At 69.6% G+C, this 19,267-nt stretch carries 22 protein-coding genes; 12 read left to right on the forward strand and 10 right to left on the reverse strand.

Annotation, left to right across the window (positions count from 1 at the left end; translation table 11 throughout):
• Positions 1-76: 76 nt before the first annotated feature.
• The gene (locus tag ACF08W_RS08875) at positions 77-853 is read left to right on the forward strand and encodes an alpha-ketoglutarate-dependent dioxygenase AlkB (RefSeq protein WP_392278869.1); all 777 of its coding nucleotides are present in this window, start codon (positions 77-79) and stop codon (positions 851-853) included.
• 27 nt (positions 854-880) lie between these two features.
• Here ACF08W_RS08875 and ACF08W_RS08880 read toward each other — a convergent pair whose 3' ends face one another.
• Positions 881-2,857, reverse strand: a complete 1,977-nt coding sequence (locus ACF08W_RS08880; RefSeq protein WP_392278870.1) for a heavy metal translocating P-type ATPase — start codon at positions 2,855-2,857, stop codon at positions 881-883.
• A 94-nt stretch (positions 2,858-2,951) separates the two neighbouring features.
• On the opposite strand from ACF08W_RS08880, the gene ACF08W_RS08885 reads away from it, so the two are divergent.
• Positions 2,952-3,323 (forward strand): metalloregulator ArsR/SmtB family transcription factor, encoded by a 372-nt coding sequence (locus ACF08W_RS08885; RefSeq protein WP_352277800.1) that lies wholly within the window; start codon positions 2,952-2,954, stop codon positions 3,321-3,323.
• Positions 3,324-3,353: 30 nt separating this feature from the next.
• Here ACF08W_RS08885 and ACF08W_RS08890 read toward each other — a convergent pair whose 3' ends face one another.
• A complete protein-coding gene (locus tag ACF08W_RS08890) occupies positions 3,354-3,935 on the reverse strand; it encodes an SMI1/KNR4 family protein (protein WP_392278871.1) in 582 nt (193 codons plus the stop codon).
• Between the two features lie 374 nt (positions 3,936-4,309).
• On the opposite strand from ACF08W_RS08890, the gene ACF08W_RS08895 reads away from it, so the two are divergent.
• Positions 4,310-4,867, forward strand: a complete 558-nt coding sequence (locus tag ACF08W_RS08895) for a hypothetical protein (RefSeq protein WP_385204748.1) — start codon at positions 4,310-4,312, stop codon at positions 4,865-4,867.
• Positions 4,868-5,043: 176 nt separating this feature from the next.
• On the opposite strand, the gene ACF08W_RS08900 is transcribed toward ACF08W_RS08895, so the two are convergent.
• Positions 5,044-6,579, reverse strand: coding sequence for an alpha/beta fold hydrolase (locus ACF08W_RS08900; protein WP_392278872.1), 1,536 nt, complete (start codon positions 6,577-6,579; stop codon positions 5,044-5,046).
• Positions 6,580-7,119: 540 nt separating this feature from the next.
• On the reverse strand, positions 7,120-7,689 hold the full coding sequence (locus ACF08W_RS08905) for a hypothetical protein (RefSeq protein WP_392278873.1): 570 nt from the start codon (positions 7,687-7,689) through the stop codon (positions 7,120-7,122).
• A 421-nt stretch (positions 7,690-8,110) separates the two neighbouring features.
• Here ACF08W_RS08905 and ACF08W_RS08910 point away from each other — a divergent pair, with 421 nt between their 5' ends.
• The gene (locus ACF08W_RS08910) at positions 8,111-8,623 is read left to right on the forward strand and encodes a SigE family RNA polymerase sigma factor (RefSeq protein WP_352281296.1); all 513 of its coding nucleotides are present in this window, start codon (positions 8,111-8,113) and stop codon (positions 8,621-8,623) included.
• Positions 8,616-9,437 carry a hypothetical protein gene (locus tag ACF08W_RS08915; protein ID WP_392278874.1) on the forward strand — a complete coding sequence of 274 codons (822 nt, stop codon included), beginning with the start codon at positions 8,616-8,618 and terminating at the stop codon, positions 9,435-9,437. Before ACF08W_RS08910 ends, ACF08W_RS08915 begins: the two co-directional genes overlap by 8 nt.
• Positions 9,438-9,632: 195 nt before the next feature.
• Here the strand turns inward: ACF08W_RS08915 and ACF08W_RS08920 are convergent, their stop codons facing one another.
• Both ACF08W_RS08920 and ACF08W_RS08925 read right to left on the reverse strand, forming a co-directional pair.
• Positions 9,633-10,571: a MerR family transcriptional regulator gene (locus tag ACF08W_RS08920; RefSeq protein ID WP_392278875.1), complete on the reverse strand. Its 939-nt coding sequence runs from the start codon at positions 10,569-10,571 to the stop codon at positions 9,633-9,635.
• A gap of 249 nt (positions 10,572-10,820) precedes the next feature.
• On the reverse strand, positions 10,821-11,120 hold the full coding sequence (locus tag ACF08W_RS08925; protein ID WP_352279334.1) for a DUF6342 family protein: 300 nt from the start codon (positions 11,118-11,120) through the stop codon (positions 10,821-10,823).
• A gap of 353 nt (positions 11,121-11,473) precedes the next feature.
• Between ACF08W_RS08925 and ACF08W_RS08930 the strand changes: the two genes are divergently transcribed.
• The 4 genes from ACF08W_RS08930 to coaD all read left to right on the forward strand — a co-directional run bounded on the left by ACF08W_RS08930 (position 11,474) and on the right by coaD (position 14,065).
• Positions 11,474-11,998, forward strand: coding sequence for a MepB family protein (locus ACF08W_RS08930; RefSeq protein WP_392279056.1), 525 nt, complete (start codon positions 11,474-11,476; stop codon positions 11,996-11,998).
• Between the two features lie 173 nt (positions 11,999-12,171).
• Positions 12,172-12,894, forward strand: coding sequence for a hypothetical protein (locus ACF08W_RS08935; RefSeq protein ID WP_392278876.1), 723 nt, complete (start codon positions 12,172-12,174; stop codon positions 12,892-12,894).
• Positions 12,881-13,489: a Fic family protein gene (locus ACF08W_RS08940; protein WP_392278877.1), complete on the forward strand. Its 609-nt coding sequence runs from the start codon at positions 12,881-12,883 to the stop codon at positions 13,487-13,489. Before ACF08W_RS08935 ends, ACF08W_RS08940 begins: the two co-directional genes overlap by 14 nt.
• Before the next feature lie 168 nt (positions 13,490-13,657).
• Positions 13,658-14,065 carry a pantetheine-phosphate adenylyltransferase gene (gene coaD, locus ACF08W_RS08945; protein ID WP_352279340.1) on the forward strand — a complete coding sequence of 136 codons (408 nt, stop codon included), beginning with the start codon at positions 13,658-13,660 and terminating at the stop codon, positions 14,063-14,065.
• A 17-nt stretch (positions 14,066-14,082) separates the two neighbouring features.
• Here coaD and ACF08W_RS08950 read toward each other — a convergent pair whose 3' ends face one another.
• The 4 genes from ACF08W_RS08950 to ACF08W_RS08965 form a co-directional block, all read right to left on the reverse strand.
• A complete protein-coding gene (locus ACF08W_RS08950) occupies positions 14,083-14,430 on the reverse strand; it encodes a VOC family protein (RefSeq protein WP_392278878.1) in 348 nt (115 codons plus the stop codon).
• A gap of 108 nt (positions 14,431-14,538) precedes the next feature.
• Positions 14,539-14,745: a DUF397 domain-containing protein gene (locus ACF08W_RS08955; RefSeq protein WP_352279344.1), complete on the reverse strand. Its 207-nt coding sequence runs from the start codon at positions 14,743-14,745 to the stop codon at positions 14,539-14,541.
• A gap of 60 nt (positions 14,746-14,805) precedes the next feature.
• Positions 14,806-15,015 (reverse strand): DUF397 domain-containing protein, encoded by a 210-nt coding sequence (locus ACF08W_RS08960; RefSeq protein WP_392278879.1) that lies wholly within the window; start codon positions 15,013-15,015, stop codon positions 14,806-14,808.
• Positions 15,016-15,020: 5 nt separating this feature from the next.
• A complete protein-coding gene (locus tag ACF08W_RS08965) occupies positions 15,021-15,893 on the reverse strand; it encodes a helix-turn-helix transcriptional regulator (RefSeq protein ID WP_352279347.1) in 873 nt (290 codons plus the stop codon).
• A gap of 394 nt (positions 15,894-16,287) precedes the next feature.
• Between ACF08W_RS08965 and ACF08W_RS08970 the strand changes: the two genes are divergently transcribed.
• The 3 genes from ACF08W_RS08970 (at position 16,288) to ACF08W_RS08980 (ending at position 19,209) form a co-directional block, all read left to right on the forward strand.
• Positions 16,288-18,318, forward strand: coding sequence for a protein kinase (locus tag ACF08W_RS08970; RefSeq protein ID WP_392278880.1), 2,031 nt, complete (start codon positions 16,288-16,290; stop codon positions 18,316-18,318).
• A 292-nt stretch (positions 18,319-18,610) separates the two neighbouring features.
• Complete coding sequence (locus ACF08W_RS08975; protein WP_392278881.1) at positions 18,611-19,018, forward strand: hypothetical protein; 408 nt, start codon at positions 18,611-18,613, stop codon at positions 19,016-19,018.
• Positions 19,015-19,209 (forward strand): hypothetical protein, encoded by a 195-nt coding sequence (locus tag ACF08W_RS08980; RefSeq protein ID WP_392278882.1) that lies wholly within the window; start codon positions 19,015-19,017, stop codon positions 19,207-19,209. Before ACF08W_RS08975 ends, ACF08W_RS08980 begins: the two co-directional genes overlap by 4 nt.
• The last annotated feature ends 58 nt before the right edge of the window (positions 19,210-19,267 follow it).

Raw genomic sequence — 19,267 nt, forward strand, 5'->3', positions numbered from 1 at the left:
CCGATACTGGATGTATCGGGGTGACCCCGACAACGCGGCGAGCGTGCGTGCCGGGCGCCGCACGGCAGGCGGCAGTTTGAAGACAGGTCCTAGGATCCCGGACGAGGTCCGCACCCACGTCCTGCCGATCGACGGGAACCCCTTCGCGGAGCTGGCCGCGTCCGCCCTCCTCGAAGACGTGGGGAAGGGCCGGAGGGGCGCCACACTCACCCGGGTCGACGAGACGGGCGGCGTACCCCTCGTCCGCACCACCACCCGGTACGCCGGCCCGGCGCAGCGTTTCCGGGCGGTGCACGAACGGCTGGCGCGGCTGATCCAGGACCGTGCGGCGATTGAGGTCGGCTTCAACAACGCCCTCATCGAGACCTACACCAACACCTACGCCACCATGGGCGCCCATTCCGACCAGGCCCTTGACCTGGCCGACGACTCGTTCATCGCCGTGTTCTCCTGCTATCGGTACCCCGAAGCGGGCCCGCCGAGGAAGCTGCTCGTGGAAGCGAAGGGGCCCGGGGACGAGAGGTTCGAACTCCCCCTCGCCCACAACGGCGTCGTCACGTTCTCCGTGGAGGCGAACCGGCGCCTCAAGCACCGCATCGTCCTGGAGTCGCCCGGCCGGGCGCCGGACAACCAGTGGCTGGGCATCACCTTCCGCACGTCGAAGACCTTCCTCCGCTTCCGCGACGGAGAACCGCGCCTCCCGCACGGTGCACGCCTCACGGCGGCCGACGAGGAGCAGGCGCGCGAGTTCTACCGGCTGCGGCGCCGTGAGAACCACGAAACGGACTTCGTCTACCCGCCGTTGACGTACACCGTCAGCGAGAGCGACCTGCTGCCGCCCGTCCCGCGCTGAGGCCCCTGCGACTCCGGGCGCGCCCGCTCACCCGGCGTCGTCGGTGGGCCGGGGCCAGGCGGCCCCGCGCAGCAGACGCAGCCCGTTGAGGCCGACGATGACGGTGGAGCCCTCGTGGCCGGCGACACCCAGGGGCAGCGGGAGGGTGCCGATCAGGTCCCAGGCGACCAGGACGGTGATGAACGTTCCGGCGATGGCCAGGTTCTGGATCACGAGGCGGCGGGCGGCGCGGGAGAGCCGCACGACCGAGGGGATGGTGGCCAGTTCGTCGCGGACGACGACGGCGTCGGCGGTCTCCAGGGCGAGGTCGGAGCCGGCCTTGCCCATCGCGATCCCGGAGTGCGCGGCGGCCAGCGCGGGGGCGTCGTTGACACCGTCCCCCACGACCAGCACACGGAGGCCCCGCGCTTCCCACTCCTTGACGGCGGCGGCTTTGTCCTGGGGCAGGAGTCCGGCGCGGACCTCGGTGATGCCGACCTCGGCGGCCAGCCGCCCGGCGGCGCGTTCGTTGTCGCCGGTCAGCAGGACGGGGGTGCGGCCGGTCAGCCGGGCGAGTTCGGCGACGGTCGCCGCCGCGTCGGGCCGCAGCCGGTCCGCGATCCCCAGCACGCCCACCGGCTCCCCGTCCCGCAGGACGACGGCGGTGGTACGCCCGGCCTCCTCCAGCTCGGCCACCGCGTCCCGGGGCGGCCGGTGGGCGGCGCCGCGCAGCAGTCGCGCGGGAGCGCCGACCGCGACCGTGTGTCCGTCGACGGTGGCGACGACTCCCTGCCCCGGAGCGGAGGTGAACTCTTCGGCTGCGGCCAGGGGCAGGCCACGTTCGCGGGCGGCGGCGACCACGGCACGGGCGAGCGGATGTTCGCTGGCGTGCTCGGCGGACGCCGCCAGCGCGAGGAGCGCGCTCTCGTCCAGGCCGCTGCCGGGCAGCGGGCGCAGGTCGGTGACGTGCGGGGCGCCCTCGGTGAGGGTGCCGGTCTTGTCCAGGGCGACGGCGTCGATCTGGCCGAGGCGTTCCATGACGACGGCGGACTTGGCGAGGACACCGTGGCGGCCGGCGTTGGCGATGGCCGCCAGCAGCGGCGGCATGGTGGAGAGCACCACCGCGCACGGGGAGGCCACGATCATGAACGTCATGGCCCGCAGCAGTGCCGAGGGGAGGGTGTCGCCGAAGGCGAGCGGAACCGCGAAGACGGCGAGGGTCGCGAGGACCATGCCGATCGAGTAGCGCTGCTCGGTCTTCTCGATGAAGAGCTGGGTGGGCGCCTTGGTCCCGGATGCCTCCTCGACCATTCTCACGATCCGGGCGATCACCGAGTCCGACGGGTCGCGTTCGACGCGTACCCGCAGGGCGCCGGTGCCGTTGACGGTGCCGGCGAACACCTCGTCCCCCGTCCGCTTGACCACCGGCAGCGGCTCGCCGGTGATGGTGGCCTGGTCCACGTCACTGGCGCCGTCGAGGACCCGGCCGTCCGCACCGACCCGCTCGCCCGGCCTGACCAGGACCGTGTCCCCGACCGCCAGCCGCCCGGTCTCCACCGTCTCCTCGGTGCCGTCGGGCAGGAGCCGGGTGGCGGTGGTGGGAGCGAGGTCGAGCAGCCCGCGCACGGAATCGGCGGTCCGCGCGGTCGCGACGGCCTCCAGGGCGCCGGAGGTCGCGAAGATGACGATCAGCAGCGCCCCGTCGAGGACCTGGCCGATCGCGGCGGCCCCGAGGGCGGCGACGATCATCAGCAGGTCCACGTCCAGCGTCCTGCCGCGCAGGGCCTTCAGCCCCTCCCAGCCCGGTTCCCAGCCGCCGGTGACGTACGTGGCGGCGAACAGGGTTCCCCACAGCCACGTCGGACCGCCCAGGAGATGGACCGGCAGCGCCAGGAGGAACAGCACCAGCGCCGCGAGCGCCCACCGGGCCTCGGGCAGCGCGAGCAGCCGCGTGCGGTGCCGGGGCGGCTCCGGACGCGCGACACCGGCGGACGGTGCGGAACGCAGGTCCACAACAGATGGCATGACGGAACGACCCTTCACGGGCGGAGCGGGGCAACGTCTCCACCGTACAGGAATATCTGAACAGCTCTTCATGTGTCATCGCTATGATGGACCCATGGGCCACGGACGCGATACGACCGCCACCAGCGCCGGTACCACCCGCGAGCGTCTCGACGCGGTCGGTACCGCCGATGTCGCCGCCACGCTCCAGGCCCTCGCCACGCCCTCCCGGCTCTACATCCTGGCCCGCCTCCAGGAAGGCCCCTGCGCGGTCGGGGACCTCGCCGAGGCGGTCGGCATGGAGGCCTCCGCCTGCTCCCATCAGCTCCGGCTCCTGCGCAACCTCGGCCTGGTCACCGGCGAGCGGCAGGGCCGTTCCATCGTGTACTCGCTCTACGACAACCACGTCGCCGAACTGCTCGACCAGGCCCTCTACCACGTCGAGCACCTGCGTCTGGGACTGCACGACACCCCGGCCACCGCCTGAGGCCGGTGACCCGGCTCCTGTCGCCGGACCTCACCCCCAGCCGGGCGGCAGCAGGTCCCAGGAGTCGCGCCCCAGCCATTCCCCGAAGGTGACGGGCCGGGCACCGGCCGCGTGGTCGAGGGAGAGCGGGATGATCAGGTCGCAGGTGGCCCGGCCGTCCCACCACATCGTGCCGGCCAGCGGACCGGTGACCGCCAGCAGCGTGGCGAAGCCGCAGCCGTGCTCCCGCACGACGACGGCCCCGGCCGTCTTCCGGTCCTCGAACTCCTCGCGCTCGTCGTTCCAGGCGCCCATCGCCCGCGCGAACGCGGCGTCGTCCGGATGGTCCCCGGCCCGGGGCTCCCGCCGGTCGAGCTCGTCGCCGGCCTCCACGTAGGAGTCGGGGTGGGGGAAGGGCACGGCCAGCAGGTCACGCCGCCCTTCCTCGTTCCCCTCCCACCACCAGCCGCTCTCCGTCCTCATGAGCCGGGCGACGGCCCCGCCCGCGCTCACCCTCAACAGGTAGCGGCGGTACTCGGCCGGGAAGACGATCCCGAGCCCCGCCTCGGCCTCGGCCGTCTCCGCCTCGGTCAGCGGGGGCGGGAGGGAGGGCGGCAGGGCGGAACGATTCATGGCCCAAGGCTAGGCGCGTTTCCCGCCCGCGACCGACGAGACGCTGGCCCCGGTTGCGGGCGGATACGCGCGGGGCCCCGACGCGGCAGCTGCGGGCGATGTCCAGCCGCACTGAAATTCATGACATGCACTCGATCATCTGTGTACGGTATGGATCTTCGGACGCGGACGCGTGCCTGAAGCAGGTGCGGAACTGAACACGGGGGCGTACGGCCATGACAGGCGAGCCGGACGGGGCACGGCCACATCCACCGATGCCCGCGCAACCACCGCGGCCCATACCTCCGCCACCCACAGGGCCCCCGAATCTGCCCCCTGCCCCCGGCCACGGCGCCCCGAAGTGGGCGTGGTGGGTCGTCGGCATCCTGATCCCTGTGCTCGGCCTGGTCGTCACACTGATCGCGCAGTCCTGGACCAACTCGTCGCGCATCGCGCCCGCTCCGTCCTCGGCGGCACCCAAGGAGTCGGTGGCTCCGGAGGGGCCGTCATCCACCGACCGTCCCGAGTCGCCGACCACCGGCGACGGCGTCACCACCCTGTCCCCCTCCCCTTCACCCTCGCAGGCATCGGTGAAGATCCTCCGTACGGGAGACTTCACCCTCTCCAGGGGGTACAGCGCCGACCTCGAACACGGCACGGTCGGAGAGACGGTGGAAAGCCCCGACATGGCGTGGAACGGCGGTGACGAGTTCTCCGCCATGAACGGACGCGTGGCCGACACGCACAAGGGAGCCACCCCGAAGATCTGCGCGGCAGCCCTCGACTCCCCCAGATCGACGGGGTGGATGGTCGCCGGTCTGGAGGGGACCTGGTACTGCATGCCGACCAGTGCGAACCATCTGGCGGCCGTCGAATGGCTGGGCAGTGGCGACGGCGGCCCGCGGTTCCACTACATCCTCTGGGACGTGACCGCCCCCTCCGACGACGGTTAGAAAGGTCCGGCGGATCAGGCGCCGGACACGCCCTGACCAGGCCATTTCGTTCGGATCAGCGGGTGGACGTCGCCGTCCGCCGCTGGTACGAGCGAGAGGCCTCCCAGGGCCAGCCGCGGGTCGCCCCGCTCCCGGCCGAATTACGGGAGCGGGGCGACCCGCCATGAGCCTGTGGCTCACTGGCCGGCGCAGGTCAGGTCCTTCGCGGGCAGTCGGCCCGTGGTCAGGTACCGCATGACATCGGCGTCCGCGCAGGATGGCCCGGCCACCACCACTCCGTGGCCCTCACCGCCGGCCACAGTGATCATCCGCGCACCGTGCAGCGCCCGTCGCATGCCCTGCGCCATGGGCAGCGTCGCTTGCGGGTCCCACTGGTTCTGCACGATCAGTGCGCTGACGTCGTTGCTCACCGCGATGGCCGGCTCCCTGGCCGCCGACTTCCAGAACGCACACGGCTGAACGGTGGCCCCCAAGTCTCCGGCCAGGGGGTACTTGGCCAGGTCTCGGACGACGTCCCGGCGGTACTGCTCGGGGCTGCGCGGCCAGCTGCGGCTGTCGCCGCAGAAGGCGGCCCAGGTGACGGCGGACTGGTTGTCGGCAGGCACGTCCGCACCGAAGGCCACCGCGGCGGACCGGGCCGCTGCGGTGCCGGGGGCGACCGGTTCGGCCGACGCGATCGGCATGGCCGGAGCAGGCGGTCCACCCGCGGCCGAAGCCTTCAGCGCGACGATCCACGGGGTGACGGTCTTGACACCGACGAATGCGCCGTACTGGGAACGGATGGCGCCACCGCTGAGCGCCCCACCGTTTGTCGGGACGGGTGTGCGGTCGGCACGGGTGACAAGCTCCCAGTATGTCCTTCGGACCTTCTCCGGAGTCGACCCCAGACCATACGCGGCATTACGGGCGGCGGCCCACTCGGTCCAGCGGGTGAAGGCGAGTTCGGCCCCGGCCGACCACCCCCGGAACGTCCCTCGCCACGCGAGTGCGGGATCGAGGGCGCTGTCGAGCACGAAGCGGTCCGAGCGCCGAGGGAACATCTGGGTGTAGACCGCGCCCAGGTAGGTGCCGTACGAGTACCCGAAGTAGGAGATCTTCCTTTCCCCGAGTGCCGCCCGGACGATGTCCATGTCCCGTGCCGTGTTGCGGGTGGTGATGTGCGGCAGCATGTCGCCCGCCTTGGCCCAGCACTTGTCGGCCACCGTCCGGGCCAGGGCCACGTCCTTCGCGAACGTCCTTGCCGTGTAGGGGTGGTGAACAGCCTGTTCTTCGGCTGTCAGACCACAACTGATCGGCGCGCTCCGCCCGACTCCGCGCGGGTCGAAACCGACCAGGTCGAACCTCTCTCGCACCTCCGTCGGCAGCAACGGCTCGATCTCCACGGGCATGGTCAGCCCCGGGACGCCCGGTCCCCCGGGATTCATCAGCAGCACGCCGTGCCGCTGCTTCGCACCGCTCGCCCTGACCCGCGATATCGCAAGGTCGATCTTCCGGCCCCGGGGGTCGCTGTAGTCCAGCGGCACCTTGACCTTCGCGCACTCGAACGTCGTCGGCCCGCCCATGTCGCAGCGCGCCCAACGCAGTTTCTGCTGCGCAAACTGCTGGAGCGGATCCCCCGCCGCGAACGCCGCCACAGGGGTGACCGCCGTCATCAGCGTCGTCACCATGCCGACCGCGAGTGCGGTAATCGTTCGGGCGCCTCGTAGTGCCATGCCAGTCCTCTGTGCGAAATCAGTGTTTCGAATCGCCTCCAGTCTCTGTCGCGCCCCACGCGCACCTCGTACGGCGGCGGAATGGAGTCGTGATCCAACCAGCGGGGTAGAACGGCACACCGACATCGTGCTGGAGTCCTGCTGCGTGTCGTTCATCAATCAGGGTGGACGAACGACCGGCGGTATGCCGACAGCCGGGCCGTCGCGCACCGTCCAGCAGCGCAGGTGGGGATCGTCTGCACCGACTCGACCGGTCGCGGTCGGCAGTGCGCCTGTCAGCGGTGGGGCTCTTCGGGAGCGTCAGTGACCAGTCCTACCCAACGGCCCACTCGGCGCGGCCTTCCCACTACGGCCTTGCCGAGCCGGCGCGCGGGTGGCCCGGCCCCTAGGGGTTAGGGGAGGGACACCCGAACGGGTCGGGTGTCCCTCGTAGCCTGCGGAGCTCGGCGTCCATCGGTGGCGTGCGAGATACCGAAGTCGGTGAGGCCGAGGCACCGTTCTCCGTGTCAGCAGCCTCGACACCAAAGGCAGCGCCTGGTGTCAGGGCTTGGTCGTGGGCTGCTTCTTCTGGTTGTAGATCTCCTTGTCGGCCGCGTTGTAGGCGTGGATGTAGGGGGTCGGGGTGAGGGAGTTCTTGTTGTTGCCGGTGGTGATGGCTGCTGTGTGGACGAATGCTCCGCCTGCCATGACGGTCGGGTATTCCTTGGGGTCGTCGCCGTAGCTGACGGTGACCTTGGCGACGTCAGGTGTGTAGTGTCCGGCGCCCAGGGAGAGGGTCTGCCCGGTGCCAGCGGGTTCGCTGAAGCTGTCGAAGTACTCGATCAGGTGGCCGGTGCCCCACAGGCGGTCGTTGATGAACGTCGGAGGGACGGACATGCTGGTGCCCTTGGCGCCCTTGGACTCGCACTGTACGTACTGGTCGGCGGAGTTGACGGCGATCACGACGCCATCGGTGTCCGACGAGGCGACGGGGGTGCGGACCGCGATCACGGAGTGGAACTGCGGGGCCTCGGAGCCCAGGCAGGAGTTGAGGATCCCGGCGACGGTCCCCGCGTCGATCGGCGTCGTCGTCGTGCTGGTGACGGTGGAAGGCGCAGGACGGGTAGTCACACGAGCAGCGGACGACCCGCTGCCGGAGACCACCGAGGCGTCGGCCGATCCGGAGCCATGGGCCGTCGGGGCGGGCGTGGGGGTGCCGGTCGCGGCAGTGGCCATTCCCCCCGCTGTCGCGATGACTGCGGTGGTGACGGCAATGAGCGTGATCGGGCGGATACGCATGAATCGGTGTCCTTTCCTGCGGGCATCCGGTTGACGCCAGCACCCCTGTAGGCACCCCGATGCCCGGCAGGTCGCACCCCGCGGGCGTGATCCACGTCATATCGACCGTGATGCAACCCTGATGGGGCTCTCGTGCGTACAGGAAGGGAGGTGCGCCCGGGGCGCACGGCTCCACCGCCGCGACCGAGGAGTACTTCCTCGCACATAGCTTGTGCGGCGAGCTGACGGACAGCCGCCGGAAGAGAGGCCCTTGATGACGCCACAGGAGTTCGACGCGTTCTATGCGGCGTCCTTCTCCCGCCTGACCGGGCAGCTCTACGCGCTGACCGGCAACTGGTCCGAAGCACAGGACGTGGTCCAGGAGGCATTCATCCGCGCGTGGGACCGAAGGCGCACCTTGGACCCCGACGACGCCCCGGAGGCATGGATCCGGACCACGGCTCGACGGTTGGCCCACTCCCGCTGGCGGCGTCTCGCCAGGGGTCTGCACTTGGCCGGACGCCATCACCGGCAGGAACCACCCACCGTCGAGCCGCCCACCGAGGAGCACCTGATGCTGGTCACCGCGCTCCGTGATTTACCCCAGGCGCAGCGAGGCGCCCTGGTCCTGCACCACATGTGCGACCTCTCTGTCGAGCAGGTCGCGGTCGAGACCGGCGCCAGCGTCAGTGCCGTGAAGAGCCGGCTTGCCCGCGGCCGGACCGCGCTCGCGGCCAAACTCGCCGACCAGAACCCGACCAGCGAGGAGGGAAAGCTTCGTGCCTGACCCCAACCACGACACCCTCGCCGACCGGCTGCGGCTGATCGGCACGCAGATGCCCGCACCACCCCTGCCCGCTGCGGAGATCCGTCGACGGGCAGACCGCCGCCGCCGTCGCCGGCACGTCGTGGCCGCTACCGTGGCCTGCACCGCAGCAGCCCTGTGCCTGGCCATCCCGTCCGTGCTGCACTCATCGGGACAGCGTCGGGGAGCAGCCTCCGGCGATGTCCCCGCCGCCCCGGACTCCCCCCGCCCTCCTGCGTCTTCCACCGTCACCAGCACGACGACGACGCCGATCGACGCGGGGACCGTCGCCGAGATCCTCAACTCCTGCCTGGGCTCCGAGGCCCCGCAGTTCCACTCCGTGATCGCGGTCCGCACCCCCGTCGCCTCGTCGGACACCGATGGCGTCGTGATCGCCGTCAACTCCGCCGACCAGTACGTACAGTGCGAGTCCAAGGGCGCCAAGGGCACCAGCATGTCCGTCCCTCCGACGTTCATCAACGACCGCCTGTGGGGCACCGGCCACCTGATCGAGTACTTCGACAGCTTCAGCGAACCCACTGGCACCGGGCAGACCCTCTCCCTGGGCGCCGGACACTACACACCTGACGTCGCCAAGGTCACCGTCAGCTACGGCGACGACCCCAAGCAGTACCCGACCGTCATGGCAGGCGGAGCATTCGTCCACACAGCAGCCATCACCACCGGCAACAACAAGAACTCCCTCTCCCCGACCCCCTACATCCACGCCTACAACGCAGCCGGCAAGGAGATCTACAACCAGAAGAAGCAGCCCACGACCAAGCCCCGCCACTAGATGAATGAGTCCAAGGGGTGTCTCACGATCAGTGGTCGTAAGCGATCAGCGACCTTTTGACCGGCTGTTCGGTTTGGTCGTTTGCGAGGGTGTCCAAGTCTGTCGTCACACACCGACATTGGACGCCCCCACGCCATGTGCGCAGACCGCCCCGTGGACCCGTTCAAGGATCGAGAGCGGTCTGCACTGCGGTGACTATGCGGCGCGGTTGTCTCGCAGGGCCTGGATGAGCCAGGGGTACACCGGAATCAGGTTCGGTACTACCTGCCAGCCGTTGACGATCCACACCAGCCGCCAGTACCGGTCCACCCTGGGATCGTGTGCCTCTTCGAACTGCTGGGCCATCCAGTCCCGGAATTCCGTGTCCGGGGTGCGCGCGAACACCTCGGCGAAGCGGTGCACGAGGTCGTCGATGACGGGTACGGCCCTGTTGCTGAGCGGGTCGATGCCCGACTCCATGGCGCCGGCCACTTTCTGACGGGTGAAGTCCATCAGTTCCTCGCCCGCTTCGCTCTCGATGTCGAGCGGGCGCCCGGCGGCCTGCCATATGGCCATGCGGCGCATCCGGGCCCGGAAGTCTTCATCGCCGACCAGCCCGGCGAGCTCCACCCACGCGGCGATCTGCTCGCCGGACGGATCATCGGGGAGGTCGGGAGTGGCAGCGCGAACCATGGCCACCGCAGCAGGATCGGCGTCCACTGTGCCGAAGGTGCCGTCCATGAAGTCGTCGATCAGACGTCGGCGTTCCTCGCCGGACAACTGCGTGAGCCTGTGCATGAGCTTGATCTCCTCGGGATCGGACCCGCGCCCGGCCACGACTCGCAGGACACTCCGACGCAGTTGCAGCACCCGGATCTGGACGTCCATGGCGTCGGCGTGCGCCGCGGCGACTTCCGCCACTGAGAGCTCACGGTCCAGTACCCGTTGAATCGTGGCCAGGTCCATGCCCAGCTCGCGCAGTGTGCGCAGAAGTTCCAGACGAAGCAGTGCGTTGAGGTCGTAGAGCCGATAACCGGCGGGACTTCGGGTGGTCGGCGCTACCACCCCCGAATCGGAGTAGAACCGGATGGTCCTCACGGACAAGCCGGTCCGCCGGGAAAGCTCCCCGATCGAGTAGAGGGTCGTAACGTCCATGTCCCCAACCCTGCTGTCTCCAGTCGCTGGAGACTCAAGGCTATGGCCCATCCGGGGCGCCGGACGTGACCGCCCCCTCCGACGACGGCCAGTCCGACATCAGGAGTGGGGCGAGGGCGACGGCCGGTTCGCAGAACCGGCGGTTTCGTCGTAGCGGGTGGTGAGGTCGCGCCACCCGCTACGACCGGAGCCCCACCGCCCACCTCGCCGCCACCTTCATGGTCGGCTACGTGGCCCGAAGGGAACCGTCTAGTAGCCGAGGTCCTTCTGCTCGGTGATCAGGCGGCCGGCGATGTGCAGATTGCCGTCGGAGTCGAGCACCGCGATGATCTTCTTCGTCGAGCCGTGGTGAGTCGTGAAGTAGATCTTGTCCGCCTCCTGCGAGGAGGAGTAGTTCGTGTTCACGGACAGCTCGATGCTCACCGGGGAGCTGATGAGCACGTCCTTCTTCGGCGACGTCGGGTAGACCTGGTTCTGCCGCAGCTTGACGCGGCCATGGGTGTCCCCCTCGTCCCAGTCGGATGCCACGCCGAGGTCGATGTCAGCCATGCGATTTCCCCTTCGGTTCCAGTGGACGAACTCTGCGGCCGGGCATCACAGAACATCCCGAACCGAGCGCAGAACCTACGCAGTTCATTCACACGACGGCATCACATCATCGGACTATGACTGATTTTCGCCCTACTTCGTCGTGAAGCGGCATCAAGGTTCAGTAGCCACCAAAAAGCCCGAAAAAGGCCGTGACGACCTCCGGGATGACGGATAGACCGACCTTCCCTCGGGCCGCCCCGCCGACCGCATGATCCGAAGGGGAAGGACCTGACTCGGGACCGGCCGTCCGGCGCCGCGAAAGGCGGGGCCGGGCGCGCAGGAGTGCACGAGCGCGGTGAAAGAATGACCGAATAATGACGAATCATCCTTGGACGGGCCTTCATGACGACCTGCTGGCGGCGAAGGCACTGGTGTACGACCCGGGCGGTTACGCCTGCTCGCGGCCGGTGCCCGAGCCGGAGAGCGCCGAGTACGCGGCCTGCGCGTTCACCCTCGACGGCCGCTCGGTCCGGTTCCGCTCGGCCAGAACCACCCCGACGAAGGTGGGCCAGTTCGTCACCGTGTGGCAGCGGTCCGAGGAAGGGCCGATCCGCCCCTTCGACATGGACGACGGGGTGGACCTCTTCGTCATCAGCTGCCGCGACACCAACGGTTTCGGCCAGTTCGTGTTCCCGCGCGAGGTGTTGTGCGAGCGCGGCATCGTCTCCCGGAACGGCTCCGGCGGGAAACGCGGTTTCCGCGTCTACCCGCCGTGGGTGACCACGACCAGCGGACAGCCACACAACACCCAGGCATGGCAGGTACGCCACTTCCTCGACCTCGGCGGGGCCGGGTCGCCCGATCCGAGCCGCGCCCACGGCCTCTACCACCCCTGAGGACGACAGGATCGAGGCGGCACGGCATGGCGGGGACAAGCCGGCGCGGTCCGAAAAAACCTTTCGCGGCCCCAGGGGCATCGAGCCGAAACTGAAGGGTCGATCGCATCGGACAGGAAGAGTGGCCAGCCCTGACGTACAACCGTGACACCCTGCCCTTCCCCGACAACCGTGTGCCCCGCGTCACCTACGAGGACATTCGGGACTGGGATGCGTCCGACCCCGCCCGCCACTCGTTCGCCTGGGACGAGGACGAGGAGGAACGTCTCCGCTCGCTGGTCCGCGAGTGGGTGCCGCCCGTGCTCTCCGGCATGGCTGGTTGGTGGCAGGGAGAACACTGGTGTGAGAGTCAGGTGGACGCGGTGATCCGGGAGCGGTACGGCACCTGGGCCTGGGGATGGAGCTGGTGCTACCGCGACGGTGGGCCCATCGGAAACTGGGTCAGAGGGTCAAGCTCGGTGACGACCCCCGACGCGACCGCAGGACGAGTCGTGGCCGCGCTGCTGGAGTGGCGGGAGTGGTTGGAGCGAACGGCCCAGCGCTTCGCCGAACTGGCGCCGCCGCCGGACGCCTCGCCCGAGGATCGCAGTTGGCACCTGGATCGGGCCTGCGTCCGGCTCGTGACCCACGCCCTGGACTCGGGCGCGGAGGGCGGCTGGTACGGGCAGGCATCGATCGTCCTGGGCTGGTACCTCACCAGTACCGGCATGGACCCGGCCGAAGCCGCGCAAGCGGTGAAGAGTGCGATCGGTGGCCGGTTTGAGAGCTGGGTCCGTCCGGAGCGAACGCTGATGGAATCCGTCGGCGAGGATCTCGCCACCGGCCTCACCGGCCGCGCCCCGTACCAGGACCACCGTGAGAGGGCGGCGCTGGAGGAGTTCCATGACCGCTACTGACAGCCTTTCGGTCTGGCTGCGCGTGCGCCGCGAGGTCGACTGGCCATGTGCACCGGCGCTGCAACGGGCCCCGGCCGGCCGCGATGGGTTCCAAGCCTGGTGCGAGGGACCGGTGCGCCGGCGCGACCCGATTCGCGCCGAGCGTCTGCTCGCCGCCCACGCCCTGGCCCGAGAAGATGCCGCACGCCGGAGCCCGCTGAACTTCGCGCTCCTGGCCGGCTGGCAGCGCGAAGTGCTCGCCGCACCAGGGACACCGTTCCGCGTGGGCGACGCCTACGCGAAGGCCGGCCGCGAGCGCTACGGCCTCACCCCTCGCACCCAGGCCGATTTCGATGGCTGCCTGCGCGAGACGACCGACCCGGACATCCCGCTGGCGGCACGCGCGGCCCGCGCCTACCTCGACGTGGCGTTCTTCCACCCCTTCACCGATGGCAACGCCCGCGCCGCACTGCTGACCTTGGTCCATGTCCTGGCGCGGGAGGACGTCGTCCTTCCAGAGGTCGGCCCTCTCCAGACCACCCGCTACGCGGACGACCCCGCCGGTGCCGCCGACCTTGCCACTCTTATCGGGGTGCTCAACCGCCGCCGACACTGAAGCGCTGGCGGGGTCGCACCGACACCTTCCGCCAACCCGCTCAACTGGCCAGCCAGCGGCGCGCACGACGCGACGCTCGTGGCCGGCCGGGCCGCGCCGCGTGCGATGACGCCTCGTGCGGCCGGTTCGCGTCCGTCGAAGGCAGGGCGCCCTGTACTCTCTCCGGTCATGCGAGCCCTCTTCCCAGGATCTTTCGACCCGGTCACGCAAGGGCATCAGGACATACTCCGGCGGGCGTCCCTCCTGTTCGACGAGGTCGTCGTGTGCGTGATGTCCAACGCGAACAAGACCGGGCGCCTCCCCGTCGCGGAGCGGCTGGAACGGCTCCGCGCGGCGGCGGCCGGGCTGCCCAACGTCACGGTGGACTCCCATACCGGGGGCCTTCTGGTCGACTACTGCCGCCGGGGCGGGATCGATGTCGTCGTCCGGGGAGTCCGGGGCACTTCCGACCTGGACTACGAGATGCCGATGGCCCGGATGAACCACGAACTGGCCGGGGTCGAGACGTTCTTCATCGCCTCGGACCCCGCGCTGGCCCATATCTCCTCCACGCTTGTCACCACGATGGATCAGTAGGGCCCACCGGCGGGCCGTCAGCGGTGGCTCAGTACGTTGACCACGCGGCCGGTCGGGTCGCGCACGAAGAAGCGCCGCACGCCCCACTCCTCGTCCCGCAAGGGGTGGACGATCTCCGCGCCGCTCTCCCGCATGACCGCGTAGGCCGCGTCCACGTCGTCCACCTCCACGCTCATGTCGGGGGTGACCGGCGCCGTTAGATCGGCGGTCATGACGCTGATCTGCGCCGCCGGGTTGGACGGGGAGGCGAGCGTCATGATCCAGCCATGGTTCATGACCTCCTCGAAGCCCAGCCGACCGTAGAAGTCCCGGCTCTCCTGCCCCTTCTCCGACTGGATGTTGGGCACGACTCGACGAACGGTCACCGGAGAACTCCAAACGAGAAGGGCGTGCCCCTGGAACTTCCCCCGGAGGGGGTGTGGTGCGGAGGTCCCTGCCGGGGCAGGGGCGGGGACCTCCGCTCGGGAGACGCGTCAGGCGCCGGACGTGAGCCCGGTGACGAACGCGCTCCAGGCAGCGGCCGGGAAGACGCAGACGCCCCGGCCGGGGTCCTTGGAATCGCGCACGGCCATCACCCGCCCGCCGAAGCGGGCCCCTTCGACGCAGTTGCCGCCCTGGTTGTTGCTGTAGCTCGACTTGAACCAGTCGGCTCCGTGCAAGGTCTCAGCCGGGATGGACATGGGGTTCACAGCTCCTCGATTCCTCGGTTCCCGTCCGGGACATCAGGACCGTCCGGAACGTCAGGCGACGGTGTCGGCGGCCTTCACCTCGGCGACGAACGCGCACCAGGCGGCGGCCGGGAAGACGCAGACGCCCTGGCCGGGGTCCTTGGAGTCCCGGACAGCCATCACCCGCCCGTCCAGCCGAGCGCCCTCGACGCAGTCGCCACCCTGGTTGTTGCTGTAGCTCGACTTGAACCAGTCGGCACCGGCGAGCTGATGAGTGGTCATGTAAATCAATGCTCCTTGATTGCTTCTCTGATCATGCCGAGGGATTCCTGTGGTCCCACGGCAAGAATCTGGAGGTCGTTGAACGCCTCTTCGTATAGGCCCACATCGGCGCGCTTACGCATGACCGAAGCCCCGCCCAGGTACTCCAGGTAAACGATGGACTCCGCGTCGCCGAGCCGGAACAGCGTGAAGGCACCGTTCATCCCGGGGTGCACACCCGCCTTGAAGGGAACGACCTGCACCCGCACGGAGGGCCGAGCGGCCACCTCCGCCAGATGCTCTATCTGCGCCCGCATGACGGCCGGACTGCCGACCTGGCGGCGGAGAACCGCCTCGTTGATGACCGCCGCGAACTTGAGCGGCACCGAACTGCGATCGAGCACTTCCTGCCGGGTCATTCGTACCTCGACGAGTCGGTCGATCTCGTCGGCCGAAAGCCGCTCGTGCTCACGCTGGTAGATAGCGCGCACGTACTCCTCGGTCTGGAGGAGACCCGGGACGAACTCACCCTCGTACTTGTGCAGTGCGGATGCCGTGGCCTCCAGGCCCAAGTACGCCTTGAACGTGGGCGCGATGGCAGGCCGGTACTCGGGCGACTGCCACCAGTCCTTCTTCGTCTTGGTGACGGCCGCGTACCCCATCAGCAGGGAGCGCTGCTCGGGGGTCGCCTTGTAGATCTCGCAGAGCGCCATCACGTCCACGGCCTCGACGACCAGGTTGTCCCCCGTCTCCAGCCGCGTCAGCTTCGACGGGCTGCAGAGCAGCGTACGGACGACCTGGGTCGAGGTGAGGCCGGCCTCGTGCCGGAGCTTGCGAAGTTCACGTCCTAACTGAAGACGGCAGAGTGCGGGCGTCGCCGACTCCACATCCGTAATCATCTTCTGCCTCCCAGGACTTGTTACCCAGTGTGACGGAGAATGTTCCGTTGCCGCAAGGAGTGTTCTGCGCCGACGCAGAACACTCCGTCCGGGGGCGCGAACACGCCGGAGAGGCGCAGAAATTCGCGCAAGAATCTGCACGCAGAATTTCTCTGCGACGGCTCCACATTACCGTCCGCACCGTCACGATTACCAAATATTGCGGAAATGGGCTCTTCTGTCGCCTTGTCCCCCAGCCCGGTCAACTGCCGGATCTGGACAGCTCATTGACAAACCCAGGGAGCCTTCTTCGCGGGCCGTACTCTTTCCGGGGACCGACTTCCGGAACGCTGTGCCGCGTACGGCCGACGCCACGAACTCCGCGCACGGCGGAAACATGACGAGGTGCGCGAACGTGTGGGGTCGAGGAACGCTCATCGGTGACCGGTACGTGCTGGACGGGCGGCTGGGACAGGGCGCCATGGGGGAGGTCTGGCGCGCCGAGGACCAGGTGTTACGTCGCCCGGTCGCGGTGAAGATGCTGCATCCCTCGGGGCTTGAGGACAATTCCTTCCTCCCGCGCTTCCGGCGGGAGGCCAAGATCCTCGCCGCCATTCACCACCCGGGGGTCGTCGGCGTCCACGACTACGGCGAGCAGGTGTTCCCCGCGAGCGGCGGGCCCGACGGTGCGGCGGCCCACGCCGCGTACATCGTCATGGAACTCGTCGAGGGCAGGACCCTGGACGAGGTCCGCGCGGAGTACGGGCTCCTCCCCGCCACCCGGGTCTTCGAGCTCGCCGCCGAGGCGCTCGACGCGCTGCACACCGTGCACCGGCTCGGCATCGTGCACCGCGACATCAAGCCGTCGAACATGATGCTGCGCAAGGACGGCCGGGTGGCGGTGACCGATTTCGGTATCGCCCGCGCCGAGACCGACACCCGGCTGACCAGCCGGAACGCGATCATCGGCACCGCGCGCTACATGGCCCCCGAGCAGTCCCGGGGCCTCCCCGCGATCCCGGCGTCCGACCTCTACGCCATCGGCGTGGTCTGCTACGAACTGCTCACCGGAGAGCCGCCGTTCAGGGGCGTGTCGCCCGTCGAGGTCGCCCTCAAGCACATCGAGGAGCCCGTGCCGGAGCTTCCCGGCGACGTGTCGAAGGGGGCCAGGGAGTTCATCGCGAAGGCGCTCGCCAAGGACCCCGAGGACCGCTTCGTCAACGCCGCCGTGATGGCCGCCGCCGCTCGCCGGGTGGCCGCGGGCGGTGCGCCGGCCCCGGACCGGGACGCCGCCGAGGGACAGGAGCCGCGCTCCGGTGCGCAGCCGTCCGACGCCGAGCCCTCCGGCGAGCAGCCCTCCGACGCGCGGCCCGGCACGCCGCCCTCTGCCCAGTCGCGTCTCCGCGGCCGTCTCCGTCGACGGCCGGTGGTCGCCGCGCTGGCCATTCCGGTGGCCATCGCCGCGGCCGTGTATCTCGTGCCGAAATTCAACAGCCCCGACATCAGGTCCGACACCTTGCAGGCCGCAGGCCCCGGTTCCAAGGACACGGCCCCCAGCAAGCTCGGTGCGGGCTGGGAGGACCGCGGCGTCATCCAGAGCAAGGAGTTCCCGTCGACGAACACGTTCTGGACGGCCGACATCGACGGCGACGGCAAGGAGGACTTCCTCTCGGTCGACAAGGACCAGAACGTCCAGCTCTACCGGAACCAGGGCCCTTCGGACACGGCCTGGAAGCCTTTCACCCTGGAGAAGACCTCCTACGAGCCCCGCGACGGCTCCGTCGGCAACACACTCCGCTTCGCCGACATGGACGGGGACGGCCATGCGGACTGCGTGGACGTCTTCCTGGACGGCCGGATGTCCATCCGCACCTGGAAGAGCGGCCTCCCGGACAGCACGGGCATGTGCATGACTCCGCACGCGGGCGCTTTCGAGGTGCGCTCGTGGGGGTCCAGCGGCGAGCTGCCGTCCATCGACCCGAAGACCCGCATCCGCATCGCTGACGTCACCGGAGGCGGGCGGGACGACTACCTGCTGATCGAGCCGGACGGTGAGACAACGGCCTGGTTCAACAAGGATTTCGTCCCCGAGAACGATCAGGAGCGGCTGGACTGGGAAGTGCCCATCAAGATCAGCGACGCCGTGTCGAACACCGGGACGGTCCAGGAGATCCGGTACGCGGACCTCAACGGGGACGACCGCGCCGATCGCATCCTGGTCACCGCCAAGGGCGGCGCCTTCGCCTGGCTCAACGAAGGGGACAAGGGGGCGGGCGGCACGTACCGGCGGATCGGCAGGATCGCGGAGGACGCCGAAGTACCGGCGAAGGACGTGCAGTTCGCCGACGTGGACGGGGACGGCAAGGCCGACTTCCTCCGCATCGGATGGACCGGCGTCACCCACGCCTGGCTCAACAGACTCGAGCCGGACGACTTCCGCTCCTGACCTCCCGCCGCGACGCGCGACCCCCCGACCGGACGGAGAACATCCCGCAGCCACCAGACGGGTTCTGCTCCCGCGCAGAACACCTCACCCCGGGGAACGCACGCGCCGGAGCGGCGCGCGCATTCACGCGGAAACCTGCTCGCAGAAAACCGCCTCATGGGCTCCTGGCTGCCCTCGGTGCTGCGACGATTACCAAAGGTTGCCAAATCGGACGCAAGCGACGGCACCGCCCTCGCATCACGTCCGCCTGCCGTCCTTCCCCATGCCCAGGACCCCAGCCAGGAGCCCCCACATGACACACGCCTCCCCCGAGCAATCGCCGCACGGGGCCGACCGCCTGCCCCTGGACGTCGAGACCGCGCTCGCGGCCGCGGAGGACGCCCTCGCCCTCCGGCTCGGCACCGTCACCCGCGAGGAGATCGACCTCCGGACCGCCGAACTGGTCGGACGGGTCGGTCTCTTCGCCGACGAGGTGCTGGACCGCGCGCTGACACCCGCGTCCCGCTCCGTACGGTGGGAGGTCGACCAGCTCCTCGCCTCCACGCCCAGCGGTGGCGCGCTCGTCTTCGCGTCCTACCAGCATCTGCACGACCTCGCCCGGATGCTGCGCCGGCTCGCCAACTCCGTCGCGGGGCGGGGGGCCGGGCCGACTCCTGCCGCCGCCCCGGCGGCTCCCGTCGAGGGCGGGGTGACGGCATGAGCGTCGACGTACAGCCGTGGGAGTACGGGACGTTCGCACCCTCGGGACACATCTGCCCCGCCTGCCTGGAGCCGATCCAGCCGTCCGACCGCTGCCTCCGGGGCAGTCTCCCCCGCCAGGACGGAGGGCCGGTCACGCTCTACCGGCACATCGACTGCGCGCACCCGCAGGGCCCGTCGATCCCACTCTGACCCAACTCCGGCGAAGCCGCTGACGCGCCCGCCGCGACACGCTCCCGCCCGCCCCCGG

The organism is Streptomyces sp. NPDC015144 (assembly GCF_043079735.1).
Lineage (GTDB): Bacteria > Actinomycetota > Actinomycetes > Streptomycetales > Streptomycetaceae > Streptomyces.